The sequence below is a fragment of the Archangium sp. genome (genome assembly GCF_045802675.1).
Lineage (GTDB): Bacteria > Myxococcota > Myxococcia > Myxococcales > Myxococcaceae > Archangium.
The window spans coordinates 193,581-206,454 of record NZ_JBJMQO010000026.1 but is presented as its reverse complement, the minus strand read 5'-3'; the positions used below and the strand labels follow the sequence as shown (position 1 = coordinate 206,454).

General features: G+C 68.6%; 11 protein-coding genes. 5 read left to right on the top strand and 6 right to left on the bottom strand.

Annotated elements, in window-relative coordinates; genetic code table 11:
- The first annotated feature begins 21 nt into the window (after window positions 1–21).
- The 5 genes from ACJ8AN_RS07750 (at window position 22) to ACJ8AN_RS07730 (ending at window position 7,659) form a co-directional block, all read left to right on the top strand.
- Entirely contained in the window at window positions 22–912 is an 891-nt protein-coding gene (locus ACJ8AN_RS07750) for an RNA polymerase factor sigma-32 (protein WP_407754603.1), read from the top strand.
- 127 nt (window positions 913–1,039) lie between these two features.
- Window positions 1,040–3,505 carry an OPT family oligopeptide transporter gene (locus ACJ8AN_RS07745; RefSeq protein WP_407754602.1) on the top strand — a complete coding sequence of 822 codons (2,466 nt, stop codon included), beginning with the start codon at window positions 1,040–1,042 and terminating at the stop codon, window positions 3,503–3,505.
- 362 nt (window positions 3,506–3,867) lie between these two features.
- On the top strand, window positions 3,868–4,413 hold the full coding sequence (locus tag ACJ8AN_RS07740; RefSeq protein ID WP_407754601.1) for a hypothetical protein: 546 nt from the start codon (window positions 3,868–3,870) through the stop codon (window positions 4,411–4,413).
- Between the two features lie 163 nt (window positions 4,414–4,576).
- Complete coding sequence (locus ACJ8AN_RS07735) at window positions 4,577–6,340, top strand: HEAT repeat domain-containing protein (protein ID WP_407754600.1); 1,764 nt, start codon at window positions 4,577–4,579, stop codon at window positions 6,338–6,340.
- 5 nt (window positions 6,341–6,345) lie between these two features.
- On the top strand, window positions 6,346–7,659 hold the full coding sequence (locus ACJ8AN_RS07730; RefSeq protein WP_407754599.1) for an HD-GYP domain-containing protein: 1,314 nt from the start codon (window positions 6,346–6,348) through the stop codon (window positions 7,657–7,659).
- A 15-nt stretch (window positions 7,660–7,674) separates the two neighbouring features.
- Here the strand turns inward: ACJ8AN_RS07730 and ACJ8AN_RS07725 are convergent, their stop codons facing one another.
- The 6 genes from ACJ8AN_RS07725 to ACJ8AN_RS07700 form a co-directional block, all read right to left on the bottom strand.
- The gene (locus tag ACJ8AN_RS07725) at window positions 7,675–8,703 is read right to left on the bottom strand and encodes an NAD(P)/FAD-dependent oxidoreductase (protein WP_407754598.1); all 1,029 of its coding nucleotides are present in this window, start codon (window positions 8,701–8,703) and stop codon (window positions 7,675–7,677) included.
- A 40-nt stretch (window positions 8,704–8,743) separates the two neighbouring features.
- Window positions 8,744–9,070, bottom strand: a complete 327-nt coding sequence (gene sugE, locus ACJ8AN_RS07720) for a quaternary ammonium compound efflux SMR transporter SugE (protein WP_407754597.1) — start codon at window positions 9,068–9,070, stop codon at window positions 8,744–8,746.
- Window positions 9,071–9,255: 185 nt separating this feature from the next.
- A complete protein-coding gene (locus tag ACJ8AN_RS07715; RefSeq protein ID WP_407754689.1) occupies window positions 9,256–10,203 on the bottom strand; it encodes an RluA family pseudouridine synthase in 948 nt (315 codons plus the stop codon).
- Window positions 10,197–10,460: a hypothetical protein gene (locus ACJ8AN_RS07710; protein WP_043395375.1), complete on the bottom strand. Its 264-nt coding sequence runs from the start codon at window positions 10,458–10,460 to the stop codon at window positions 10,197–10,199. Before ACJ8AN_RS07710 ends, ACJ8AN_RS07715 begins: the two co-directional genes overlap by 7 nt.
- A gap of 90 nt (window positions 10,461–10,550) precedes the next feature.
- Window positions 10,551–11,855, bottom strand: coding sequence for a helix-turn-helix domain-containing protein (locus tag ACJ8AN_RS07705; protein ID WP_407754596.1), 1,305 nt, complete (start codon window positions 11,853–11,855; stop codon window positions 10,551–10,553).
- Window positions 11,855–12,739, bottom strand: coding sequence for a P-loop NTPase (locus ACJ8AN_RS07700; RefSeq protein ID WP_407754688.1), 885 nt, complete (start codon window positions 12,737–12,739; stop codon window positions 11,855–11,857). Before ACJ8AN_RS07700 ends, ACJ8AN_RS07705 begins: the two co-directional genes overlap by 1 nt.
- Window positions 12,740–12,874 lie beyond the last annotated feature (135 nt).

The following is a 12,874-nucleotide window of genomic DNA, read 5'->3' as shown; positions in this document are numbered from 1 at the left end:
CGAGGCCACTCGGGAGAATCCATGCAGCTCTCTACTGAGCAATCCTCCAACTCGGGCTCGCTGGCGATGTACCTCTCGGAGATCAACCAGTACGCCCTGCTCTCGGTGGATGAGGAGCAGGCCCTGGCCCGACGTTTCATCAAGGGCGATCTGGCCGCGGGCCACCGCCTGGTGACGAGCAACCTGCGCTTCGTGGTGAAGGTCGCCTACGAGTACCGCTCCTACGGCATCAAGATGTCCGACCTCATCCAGGAGGGGAACATCGGCCTGATGAAGGCGGTGCAGAAGTTCGACCCGGACAAGGGCATCCGCCTCATCTCCTACGCCGTGTGGTGGATCCGCGCGTACATCCAGAACTACATCCTCAAGAGCTGGAGCCTGGTGAAGCTCGGGACCACGCAAGCCCAGCGCAAGCTGTTCTTCAGCCTGGCTCGCACGCGCCGCGAGCTGGAGAAGCTCGGCGACGCGGACGGTTCGGTGGTGAACGTGGATGAGATCGCCAAGAAGCTGCACGTGAAGCCCGGCGAGGTGCGCGAGATGGAGCAGCGCATGGGCGGGCGGGACTTGTCGCTGGACGCGCCGATGGGCGAGGACGGCGGCAACAGCCACGTGGACTTCGTGGTGAGCGCGAGCGCGCCACAGGACGACGAGTTCGCCGACAAGGAAGAGGCGGGCCTCATCAACGCCCGGGTGCGCACGGCCCTGATGCGGCTGGATCCCCGCGAGCGGTTCATCATCGAACAGCGCGTGATGAACGAGCGCCCGATGACGCTCAAGGAGCTGGGTGAACACTTCGGCTTCTCGCGCGAGCGCGCCCGCCAGCTGGAGATCCGCGCCAAGGACAAGCTGAAGGCGGAACTGGCCGCGCTGATGGCCGAAGTGGATCCAGATACTTCCGCTGCCGCGCAGTAGTGCTTAGATATGTCTGGTGCGTCCGGGGGGACGCTCTCGCCGAGGCGCTTCACTCCGATGAGGAGTGGGGCGCCTCGGTTTTTTTGCTACAAGGGCCGGGTTCCCGCACGCAGCGAGGAGAACCCCCGTGTCCCACGGCCAACCGCCGATCTCCGAGGACCGCGTCCCCGTCGCCCAGGCCACCCCGGCCCCCGTCCACAAGCCCTATATCCCCGCCACCGAGTCGCGCCCGGAGCTCACCGTGCGCGGGCTGGTGTTGGGTTCCGTACTGGGCATCGTCTTCGGGGCCTCGTCGGTGTACCTCGCGGTGAAGGTGGGCCTGACGGTGTCGGCCTCCATTCCGGTGGCGGTGCTGTCCATCGCCCTCTTCCGGGCCCTGGGCCGCTCCAACATCCTGGAGAACACCATCGTGCAGACGGTGGGCTCGGCCGGCGAGTCGCTCGCGTTCGGAGTCGCCGCCGCGCTGCCCGCCCTGCTGCTGCTGGGCTACGACATCGACCTGGTCCACGCCTTCCTGGTGGCGTCGCTGGGCGGCGTGCTGGGCGTGTTGATGATGATTCCCCTGCGCGAGGGCCTCATCGTCCACGAGCACGGCAAGCTCACCTACCCCGAGGGCACCGCCGCGGCGGACGTGCTCGTCGTCGGCGAGGAGGGGGGGACGAACGCGCGCACGGTCATCCTCGGCTTCGCGGTGGGAGGCCTCTACAAAATCGCCTACCAGGGCATGCACCTCTTCAAGGACATCGTCGGGGTGGCGCTGAGCTGGGTGAGGACGACGGCGGCCGGGGCGGTGCGGCGCGTGGGCTATACGGGTGGCTCGCTGTCCATGGAGGTGAGCCCGGAGCTGCTCGGCGTGGGCTACATCATCGGCCCGCAGGTGGCGGCCATCACCTTCGCGGGCGGCGTGCTCAGCTACCTCATCCTCATCCCGCTCATCACCTTCTTCGGCAGCGGGCTGGAGCACCCCCTGCTGCAACCCGAGGGCGTGCTCATCCGGGACATGGATCCGGACACGGTGCGCGACGCGTACGTGCTGTACATCGGCGCGGGAGCGGTGGCCACCGGAGGGCTCATCAGCCTCATCCGCTCGCTGCCCACCATCGTCAACGCCTTCCGGCGCGGGCTGGACACCTTCCTGGCCTCGAGGCGCAAGGGGCCCGCGCCGGTGATGCTGCGCACCGAGCAGGATCTGCCCATCACCGTGGTGTTGGGGGGCAGCGCGCTGCTCGTGCTGGCCATCTGGCTGGCGCCGCCGCTGCACGTCAACTTCATCTCCGCGGTGCTCATCGTGGTGTGCGGCTTCTTCTTCGTGACGGTGAGCGCGCGCATCACGGGAGAGATTGGCTCCTCGTCCAATCCCATCTCGGGCATGGTGGTGGCCACGCTGCTCATCACCTGCCTGGTGTACCTGGGGCTGGGGTGGACGAGCTCCGAGGATCGCTTCATGGCGCTCACCACGGCGGCCATCGTGGGGATTGCCGCCTCCAACGGAGGCACCACCGCGCAGGATTTGAAGACGGCCTTCCTGGTGGGCGGCACGCCGAGGCGACAGCAGGTGGCGCTCTTCGTGGGCGTGCTCACCAGCGCGATCTTCATCGGGCTGGTGCTGGTGGTGCTCAACCAGGCCTTCACCGCCATCATCCCCGAGTCCCACCCGGGCCAGAAGGTGAGCGTGCTGAGCGACAAGACGCGCACGCAGCACACCTATGCGTGGGCCGTGTCGGAGCAGCAACTGGCGGCGCGCGGCGTGAAGCTCGCCGAGCAGAAGGGCCCCTTGTGGTCGCAAGGCCTGGAGGTGGTGCCGGCGCCGGGTGGTGGGCTCGAGCTGCACGGCTGGAAGGAGCTGTCGGCGGAGGGCGTGGGGGCGGTGAGCCTGCACGTGGGCTCGGGGCAGACGGTGAAGGTGGCCGAGCTGGGCGCGGTGACGGCGGGCCCGGAGCGCCTCTGGCGCGTGGGTTACGTCCGGGGCGCGGAGACGCCGGTGCCCACGGGGACGTACCTGTTGGATGACGCGGGGAGCATCCACTACCTGGTGGACCCGGGCATCGGTGGCCGCGTCACCAGCTACGAGGGACAGACGCGCACGCGCTTCCCCGCCCCCAAGGCACAGCTGTTCGCGCTCATCATCGACGGCATCCTCACGCAGAAGCTGCCGTGGGATCTGGTGCTGGTGGGCGTGTTCATCTCGCTGATGCTGGAGCTGTGTGGCGTGTCCTCGCTGCCGTTCGCGGTGGGCGTGTACCTGCCCATCTCCAGCAGCGCGCCCATCTTCGTGGGCGGCATGGTGCGCTATGTGATTGATAAGGCGCGCGGAGGCACCGCCGCCGAGGCCGAGTTCTCCCCCGGCACCCTGCTCTCCTCGGGCTACATCGCCGGCGGCGCCATCGCGGGAGTGCTCCTGGCCATCCTGGAGATCGGCGCCTGGACGCGCGCCATCGACATTCCCGAGCTGCTCGGTGACACGCCCTTCTCACGCTTCCTGCGGGAGTCGGACGTGTGGGGCCTGGGCTTCTTCGCCGTCCTCACCGCCCTGCTGCTCTACACGGGCCTCAAGGGCGAAAGCGGCGCACAGGCGGCCCCGCCCGCGAAGTAGCTCACTCGGGCTTCCAACGCCTCCAGGGGCCGTGCGCCTCGCGCCTGGAGACGTGGAGCCTCACTCCTCCCCGCCCATTCGCTTCGCGATGTAATCCTCGTAGCTCGCGTATTGCCCGGGGGACGAGAGGTAGTCGGCATAGCCCCGGAAGTGTCGCTCGCACTTGCGCAGGAAGTCCGCGTACCGCTCGTGCTCTCCGAGGAACCGCTTCTGCTCCGCGTACAGCGCCAGGTAGCGCAGCAGGATGTGGCACTCCTCGACGCTGGCCCCGTTGAAGCAGATTGACCTGTATTTGACACATGCCGGACGGGACGGTTATGGGAGCCCCGCGCTCACGCTCCCGTGGGCGAGAGGGGGATTTCATGGCACTCGTCATCAAGTCGTGGACCGCGACCGAGACTCCGGACGCGGATGGCATCTACGTTTCCATCGTGGGCCGGCAGGAGGGCTTCATCTCCTGGCTGCTGTCGGTGATGGGCATCGACGCGACCACGACGCTGCGCATCGACCGTGAGACGGTCTACTTCGAGGCGGGCTCGCTGGCGGGCTTCCAGCAGCGCGTCATTCCGCTGTCCAGCCTGAGCTCCGCGTACTTCGGCTACGCCAAGCCGTGGCAGACCGCGCTGGCGATCGGCCTGATGCTCGCGCCCTTCATGGGCCTCGGCCTCATCGTCGGCCCGCTCTACTACTTCCTCAACAAGACGCTCAGCCTGGGCGTCATCGAGAACGCGGGCGTGCTCAGCGGCATCGAGTTCAAGCGCTCGGTCATCGAGGGCCAGAACATCAACGAGCAGCAGGGCCGCCGCGTGTGCGCCATCGTCCAGCGGTTGATGACGGAATCCCAGCCCGGGCAGAAGCAGCTCAACGCCTCCTCGGCGCTCGCCCCGCTGCGCCAGACCGGCACCTGACCGACAGCCGAGGAGGGGCGCCCGGACCCTACATCCCGGGTCGCCCCTCCCCGCCCGGGCCGGACAGTCCTAGGGGGTTTCCAGTACCTCCCAGGGAGGCGAAACGGGAAGAAACGGGGTAGACTGAACTCCCCCCTCCCCCGGCTCGCCCATCAAGGACGTCATGGCACAGCCTCAAACCGCCAGCACCCCCTCCCAGGAATCCGCGATGGATCCCGCCGTCCAGGAGAAGGTGGAGGCGGCGCGCAACTTCACGTTCCATCTGCTCAAGGGCATCAAGCAGATCGGCATGTACCGGCACAACGAGGCGCGCTTCCCCGAGTTCCTCGGCCGTGCCCACGAGGCCATCGCCGCGTACACGGACAAGCACGGCCCGCTGTCGCTCAAGGTGGAGCAGCAGAACTTCATCCTGAACGGCGAGCCCATCTTCTCCGAGGACACGCCCCTTCCCTACAAGTTCTACCGGGACGGCATCCGCCAGCTCATCTTCCGGCCGGGGCTCGGGCTCGGGGAGCTGGTGACGTTCACCCTCATCGCCCTGTCCGATCCGGACCGTGGCGCCGAGGACGTGCTGGCGCAGCTGTGGAGAGCCAGTCTGGAGCACCTCGAGTACGTGGTCGTCGAGGGCTTCAAGATGGACGAGGTCGCCGAGTCCGAGGTCGAGGTCGAGGTGGACAAGGTGGTGGGCTACCTCTACTCGCGCCTGAAGACGGGCTCGGACGACTTCCTGCGCTTCGCGCGCGTGAGCGCGGACGACCTGGACTCGCAGCTCGAGGGCGTGGAGCAGATGCGCGGCCTGGTGGTGGGGGGCAACTACGCCTCCGACGATCTCAAGGCCCGGCTCCAGCGGGAAATCATGGAGGAGGAGCACTCGCGGCTCTTCCCCAAGCTGGTGAGCGCCATCTTCCAGGTGATTGAAGGCGGCGTGGACGACACGGCGCTGCTCGAAGAGGTCTTCCTGCAGCTGCTGGACGCGATGCTCCTCCAGGACGACTACGGCACCATCAACCAGATGGTCCTCAAGATGCGCGCCATGGCGCAGCGCGATCCGGGGGACAGCATCACCCGGCTGCTCGAGCACTTCGTGCTGAAGATGGGCGAGGAGCAGCGCGTGATGCGCGTGGCGGAGTCGCTCAAGACGACGCGCCCGAAGCTGCCGGTGGACATCTCCCGCTACCTCCAGGCGCTGGACGCCTCCACCATCGTCACCCTGCTCAACGCGCTGGAGACGATTGAAATCCCGGACAACCGCGTCCTGGTGTGCGACGTGCTGGCGCGCTTCGCCCAGGAGAACCCGCAGCCCTTCGTGCAGCGCCTCGAGTCCGAGCGCCCGCAGACGGTGCGCGACATGGTCTACATCCTGGAGAAGAGCAACCACCCGGACCGGGTGAAGATGTTCGGCCTGGTGCTGCTCAACAAGAACCTCGCGGTGAAGCTGGAGGTGATGAACATCATCGCCCGCGGCCGCACCCCCGAGGCGCGCAAGCTCATTGTCGAGGCGCTCAACGACCCGGCCACCCAGGTGCGCATGCTCGCGGCGCGGCTGCTGCCGGAGATCGACCGCGACAAGGCCTACGTGGACCTCATCCGCCTGATGAAGGATCCGAACTTCGAGAAGAAGAGCCTCGAGGAGCGCTCGGCCTACTACACCGCGCTCGGCTCCACGGCGCTGCCGGGGGCGATCTCCCTGCTGCTACAGATGCTCGCGGTGAAGCCCACGCTGCTCAACAAGAAGAAGGTGCTGGAGGACAAGCTGCTGGCCGTCGCCGGGCTGGCGGGGGCGGGCTCCATCCAGGGGTACAAGGCGCTGCAGGGCGTGTCCGAGGACAAGAGCCAACCCATCGAGGTGCTCAACGCCGCGCGCAAGGCCATGTACCAGACGAAGAAGACGCTGTTCGGCGAGACGGCCACCACCGAGGAGGCGTGAAAGCCATGCTGGACAACCTGAAGGTGAACCAGGGCCAGGAAGAGAACGTCGGCGAGTTCGGCCGCGGCTACTCGGAGAAGCTGCAGACGCTGGCGCGCGGGCTCGTGTCGGGCCTGTACATGCTGATCCGCTCGGTGAAGATGTACGACCCGGAGAACGCCGTCTTCGAGAAGCCGCTGCTGCAGCTCCAGGACATCGTCAACCAGATCATCTCCAAGGAAGGCCGGCTGGAGCTGGTGGGCGTGAAGGACTCGTTCTACCTCAACAACATGCTGGTGAAGGTGGACCTCAACTCCATCGACAACCAGCGCTACCTCTTGGGGGAGATGCGGGCCAAGGACGTGGGCGGCATCTCGCTGAACAAGCCCGTCACGGTGCCGGACCTGAAGAACTTCATCTGGATCTTCAGCAAGGAGCAGTCGTCGTCGGCCGAGGAGGATGGGCTGTCGGGCCGCAAGCTGCTCAACATGAAGGTGGCCAAGTTCTCGCGGCTGCGCGAGAAGCTCAAGAACGACGAGCTGGCCAACCCGGATGATCAGAAGGTGGACCGCAAGAAGTACGCGATGACGGTCTACGCGCGCGCGGTCTTCTTCCTGGCGAAGTACCTGGAGTCCGTGCAGCAGGGCAAGCCGCTGAACACCTCGAAGGCGCTGCGGATCGTCCAGGACTTCGTGGACATCTCCTTCGAGCAGACGACGCACTTCCTGGGCATGACGACGATGAAGCGCGAGGCGGAGTACCTCGTGTTCCATCAGGTGAACGTGTGCCTGATGAGCATCGTGTTCGGGCAGGAGCTGGGGCTGACGAAGGCGCAGCTGCGGGACCTGGGCTACATCGCGCTCTTCCACGACGCGGGCATGGCCACCATCCCCGAGGAGCTGGCCACCAAGAAGGGGGCGCTGAGCGCGGACGAGAAGGCGCTCATCCAGAAGGCGCCGCTCGTGTCCATCCGCAACATCCTGATGGAGAAGGGCTTCTCGCGCTCGACGCTGCTGCGCGTGGTGACGACGTTCGAGCACAAGGCGGACTTCGGCACCGCGGTGCGCGACGGGCGCGGCAACATCGAGATGATCATCCCGAAGACGAACCTCGGGGTGTACGCGAAGATCATCGCCATCTGCGACACGTACGACGCACTGACCTCGAGGCGGCCCTTCCGCGACGCCTACGGCCCCGAGGTGGCGCTGATGCTGATGTGGACGGAGATGCGCAACAAGTTCGATCCGGAGCTGCTCCAGGTCTTCATGCGCGTGATGGCCATCCAGCCGGTGAAGGTGCTCAGCAAGCGGCAGCAGACGGTGACGCTGGGCGGGCTCTGAGCCCGTCGCCGTTGTTCAGCGTTGCAGCAGCGCGATCTTCCGGGAGAGGGCCACGCCACTCAACCAGGCGCCCTCGACCCGCGAGCCCGCGCACCAGTCGCCACAAGCCCCCAGCCCCCGCTCCGCGTCGAAGAGCGCCCCCTCGGTGAGCGGAGGTTCCGCCCGGGCGTAGCGCCAGCGGTGGGCCACTGCTTCCCGAGGGCGTAGCTCCAGGCGGGCCGCACGAGAGAACGCCTCGACGAGCAGCGGCGCCACGGCCTCGGGAGCCTCCTCCAGGTGCTCGCGGGTGAACTCCGGCGCCGCATGCAGCACCCAGCGCTCCCCGGCGGAGCGGCCCGGCTTGCTGCTGTCTCGCGCGGCCCAGGACAGCGGCGAGCCTTGGACGAACACCCCATCGAGTGGGAGGGGCACGGGAGCCTCGAGCTCCATCATCACCGCCCAGCACGGCTCCATGACGACCCCGGCCGCGCGAGCCGCCAATCCGGGCGCTCCGGAGAGCAGCGGCACGGCCTGCGGCGCGGGAACGGCGGCCACCACCACCTCGAAGGTACCGAGCGCCTCGCCCGCGTCGGACGCGAGTGCCCAGGCAGCGCCCTCGCGCCGGACGTGCTCCACCCGCACGCCACAGCGCACGTCCACGCCCGAGGCGAGCCCCTGCGCCACCGCGCTCATGCCGGGCACCCCCACGTAGCGCACGGGATCCTCGCTCCCGGGCGTTACCGTGCCGTCCTCCAGGGAGCCGAAGCGCCCGCGCCACTCGGCGGCGATGCCCCGCTCCACCCACGTGCGCACCATGCGCTGGAAGCCAGGGTCGCGCGCGGTGAAGTACTGGGCCCCATGGTCGTAGGTGCCTCCGTCCCCGCGGCGCGTGGACATGCGGCCCGCGGGGCTCCGGCCCTTGTCGAACACCTTCACCGGAAAGCCCGTCTCGGTGAGGAAGCGCGCCAGTGTGAGGCCCGACAGGCCCGCTCCGATGACCGCCACCCGGGGCGGCGTCACGGTGCTCGAGTGGCGGGAGGAATCCGAGGGCTGGGAGGAGGCCATGGCCGCCCTCCATAACGGAGCGGCCCGGCGGGCGCACGGCTCACGACTGCACGCCGCTCGTGAGCTTCAAGCCGATGATGGCCGTCAGCAGCAGCGCGAGGAAGAAGACGCGCGCGGGCGTAACGGGCTCGTTGAACAGGAAGATGCCCAGCACGGCCGCGCCCAGGGCGCCGATGCCCACCCAGACCGCGTAGGCCGTGCCGATGGGCAGGCTCCGGGCCGCCAACGCCAGCAGCACCATGCTCGCGATGATCGCCAGCACCGTCAGCACGGTGGGAAGGGGGCGCGTGAAGCCCTCGGTGTACTTGAGCCCCACGGCCCAGCACATCTCCAGCAACCCCGCGATGACGAGCAGTACCCACGCCATGACATGCACTCCCCACGGCCCGCCCGAGCCGGCAAGCCATCCAAAACAACTCCTGGCGGGTGGAGGCTCCGGGCGCGTTTTCCCGCAACTGGTCCGATGGTCGTACCAGTCGGGACGAAACGCGACCGGAAGGGGCCTCGCTCCTGGCAGCAAGAGCACCCTGACAGAAACCTACCCCACCTGGCTTAGCGGCCTCGCAGCACCTTCAACGCCGCCTTGAAGTCCGCGGGCAGCGGCGCCTCCACGTGCAGCACCTTGCCCGTGCGCGGGTGCGGGAAGGCCAGCTTCCACGCGTGCAGCGCCTGGCGGCCCAGCACCTCCTGCGCCTCGTCCGCCCTGCCCTTCGCCTTGCGCCCCGCGCCGTACATGCTGTCGCACAGCAGCGGGTGGCCCGCCTCCGCCAGGTGCGCGCGAATCTGGTGCGTGCGGCCCGTGAGCAGGTCCACCTCCACCAGCGCCGCGCCGTCGAACGTCTCGAGCACCCGGTACACGGTGATGGCCGGCTTGCCCTCCTTCACCTTGCCGGTGAAGCGCTGCCGGTTCACCGGGTGGCGGCCGTAGAGCGTCTCGATGCGCGCCTCGGCGGCCTTGGGCGCCCCGTGCACCAGCGCCAGGTACGTCTTCTCCACCTCGCGCGTCTTGAAGGCCTTCTGCAGCGCCACCAGGGACTTCTCGTGCTTGGCCACCACCATGCAGCCCGTGGTGTCCTTGTCCAGGCGGTGCACGATGCCCGGGCGCAGCTCGCCGCCCACTCCGGCCAGATCCTTCACCCGGTGCAGCAGCGCGTTGACCAGCGTCCCCGACGCATGGCCCGCTCCCGGGTGCACCACCATCCCCGCCGCCTTGTCCACCACCACCAGCTCACGGTCCTCGTGCAGCACCGTCAGCGGCAGCTCCTCGGCCACCGGCACGGCCGCCACCGGAGCGGGAATGGTGAGGGTGAGCAGCTCGCCGCCCTTGAGCCGCAGCGCGACCTTGGCGGGCTTGCCGTCGACACTCGCGTGACCGGCCTCGATGAGGCCCTGAATCCGCGAGCGCGTCAGATCCGGAAACGTGCGCGTGAGGTATTGATCCAGCCGCTCGCCACGGGCCTCGGGCGGGGCACGGTGCTCGCGCGCGTCGGGGGTCACCAGATCTTCGACTTCACGTGCGCCTTGGAGCGCAGGACGATGTCGTTGATGGCCCGCTCGAAGAAATTCATCTTCTGGAAGATCTCCTGGCTCACGCGGCTCTTGTAGAGCTCGCGGCCCTCCTCGAGCTCCTCCTTGAGGACCTCGAAGAGGTTGTCCTGCTCGATGCCCTTGATGATCTTCTGCTCGTTGTAGAGCGAGATATCCGAGGCAATCGCGCGGGCCAGCCGCATGGCCTTGATCTTTTCTTCTTCAGTCATCCTGGACCTTTCTAAGCAGCCCCCCCGGGGGTGTCAACTTCGTTGACAGGAGATGCACACCCCGGGGGCCCCCGACTGCTCAGTGCCGTCTCAGCGCCGGGCTTTCTCGCCGTTCGCGACCAGGCCCATGTAGCTGCGGGAAACCCGCAGCGGATCCAACCCCAGCTCGCGGGCGATGCTCATCAACATGCCGCGCAGGTAGACGGCCGCGGGGAGCGTGTCGTAGCGGTCCGCCTCGATGCTCTCCACGTGCCGCGAGGAGATGCGGGTGCGGTCCGCGAGCATCTGCAACGACAGGTTGCGGCCCTCGCGCACGCGGCGCAGCAGCTCACCGTTGAACTCGGCGTCGGACGGGATGTCCACCACCGCCTTGAGCCGGGTGCGCGAGTCGCGCGCCATGACCGACACCTGGGCGAGCGCCGACTCGGCGGTGGCGATGGCCGAGGCCTGGGCGAGCACGGGAGCCTCGCCGAGCTGCTGCTGCCCGTTGGGCGCGCGCAAGGGCGACCGGGTGCCATTGCGCGGCGGCAACGGGGGCGGCACGGACACGCCATGGCGGGCCACCGGAGCGGTGGGCCGGGCATGGGCGGCCGGCCTCATGGTGCCGGGCATCGGCGTGAGGGAGCGGCTCAGAGGCCGGGAGCCGGCGGGCTTCGCCGCCATGGGCACCACCGGGACGGCGGGCTCGGGCGCGTGCTCCTCCAGCGGGGGCGGCGGCGGGGTCACGGGGGCCCGCGGCTCGGGAGGATTCGCCTCGGCCGACAGCTCCGGCTCGGGGATCGGCACCGCCTCGGACACCGGCTCCACCTCGGACACCGGCTCCACCTCGGTCACCACCACCTCGTCCAGCGGCTCCTCCTCGGCGGCGGAAAGCGCCTGGGCTTCCACCCGAGGCGGCTCCTCCGGCTGCGCCTGGGCCACCGGCTGCGCTTCCACCGCGGGCGGCTCCTGGACGGCGGGCTGGGCCTCCACCACCGGAGGCTGCACCAGGGCCACCGGCCGCGCTTCCACCGGCTCCTGGGCCACGGGCGGCTTCACCTCGGCCGCGGGCGGCGCGTCCGGCGTGGACTTCGCCTCGGGCTCGGAGCCGGCGGCGCGCTTGAGGGACTCCGCCCGCAGACGGGCCACCTCCTCGGCCGAGCGCGTGACGCCCATCTTCCGGTCGTACTCCAGGCGCAGGTCCAGGGCGCAGAGCACCTCCATGGCCTGGGTGAGCCGCTGGCGCAGGGCCTCCAGCTGCTCGGGGTCCACCAGCGTGTACACGGCGATGGAGTCGGGCGAGTACGTCTCCATCGCGCGCGCGTAGGCGTCGAGAATCTGGTCTTCCGAGGCGGTGACGGGCACCTCCAGAAGCTCGTAATAGGACTGTTGCTCGAAGTGCTTCATGGCGGACATCACCCCGTCACCCCGTCGAGCGCCAACAGGCGATCGGCGATGCTCTGGATACCCAAGGCGGCTGGAGATTCGGGCTTGTCGATGACGATGGGCCGGCGTCTGCGCACCGCGCGCCAGGCCTCGTCGTCGTAGCGGATGGCCCCGAGGTCATCCATCTCCAGACCGAAGAACCTCTTCCACGCGGACACCACCGCGGCGCCCACGTTCAGGTCCCCATCGGAGCGCGCCTGGTTGAGCACCAGCTTCACGCGGAAGGCGGCCAGCTCCTTCTCGAGCCGCTCGGCGAGCGCGGCGTTGCTCTGGCGCACGTGCTGGATGATTTCGAAGGGCGTGCGCACGGCGCCTTCGCGGGTGGACAGGGCCTTCTCCACGAGCCGCTCTATCCCGTACTGCGACTCCACCTGCTGGAGCCGGCGGTAGAAGGCGGCCTTGACGAAGCGGTAGGCGTTCTCCACCGAGGTGGGCTCGGGCAGCAGCACCAGCAAGCCGTGGTCGGCGATGATGAAGAAGTCGAGCGTGTTGAAGCTCGAGCCCGCGCCCAGGTCGAGGATGAGGTAGTCCACCGTCTGGGTCTGCAGGCTGCGCAGCAGCCGTTGCTTCTGGGCGTACTTGATGTTGGCCGCGTCCAGCACGTCGAGCGCGCCGGCGATCAGCGACAGGTTGGGCACCCCCGTGGGGACGATGACGTCCTCCAGCCGCGCCTTGGGACGCAGCATGAAGTCCGACAGGGTGGCCGTGGGTTGGCCGACGCCGAGACAGGTGTGGAGGTTGGCGCCGCCGAGGTCCGCATCGACCAGGAGCACACGTTGGCCTCTCGTGGCCAGCGCGACACCGAGGTTGGCGGAGACGAGCGACTTGCCGATACCACCCTTACCGCCGCCCACCGCGATGATGCGGTGGGGGCGGACCCGCGCGCCGAGCCCCAGGGAATCGGGGTCCGGGCGCGCGGCCCCGCCCGCGGGTTGGGCGGGCGAGGACGAACGGGCGGGCTGCGACGCGGTAGCGGGACTGGGGGAGCT

Excerpts from the sequence above, each read along its gene's own strand:
- ACJ8AN_RS07750 (WP_407754603.1), top strand. The coding sequence starts at position 22 with ATGCAGCTCTCTACTGAGCAATCCTCCAACTCGGGCTCGCTGGCGATG.
- ACJ8AN_RS07740 (WP_407754601.1), top strand. The coding sequence starts at position 3,868 with ATGGCACTCGTCATCAAGTCGTGGACCGCGACCGAGACTCCGGACGCG.
- ACJ8AN_RS07735 (WP_407754600.1), top strand. The coding sequence starts at position 4,577 with ATGGCACAGCCTCAAACCGCCAGCACCCCCTCCCAGGAATCCGCGATG.
- ACJ8AN_RS07730 (WP_407754599.1), top strand. The coding sequence starts at position 6,346 with ATGCTGGACAACCTGAAGGTGAACCAGGGCCAGGAAGAGAACGTCGGC.
- ACJ8AN_RS07725 (WP_407754598.1), bottom strand. The coding sequence starts at position 8,703 with ATGGCCTCCTCCCAGCCCTCGGATTCCTCCCGCCACTCGAGCACCGTG.
- sugE (WP_407754597.1), bottom strand. The coding sequence starts at position 9,070 with ATGGCGTGGGTACTGCTCGTCATCGCGGGGTTGCTGGAGATGTGCTGG.
- ACJ8AN_RS07710 (WP_043395375.1), bottom strand. The coding sequence starts at position 10,460 with ATGACTGAAGAAGAAAAGATCAAGGCCATGCGGCTGGCCCGCGCGATT.
- ACJ8AN_RS07705 (WP_407754596.1), bottom strand. The coding sequence starts at position 11,855 with ATGTCCGCCATGAAGCACTTCGAGCAACAGTCCTATTACGAGCTTCTG.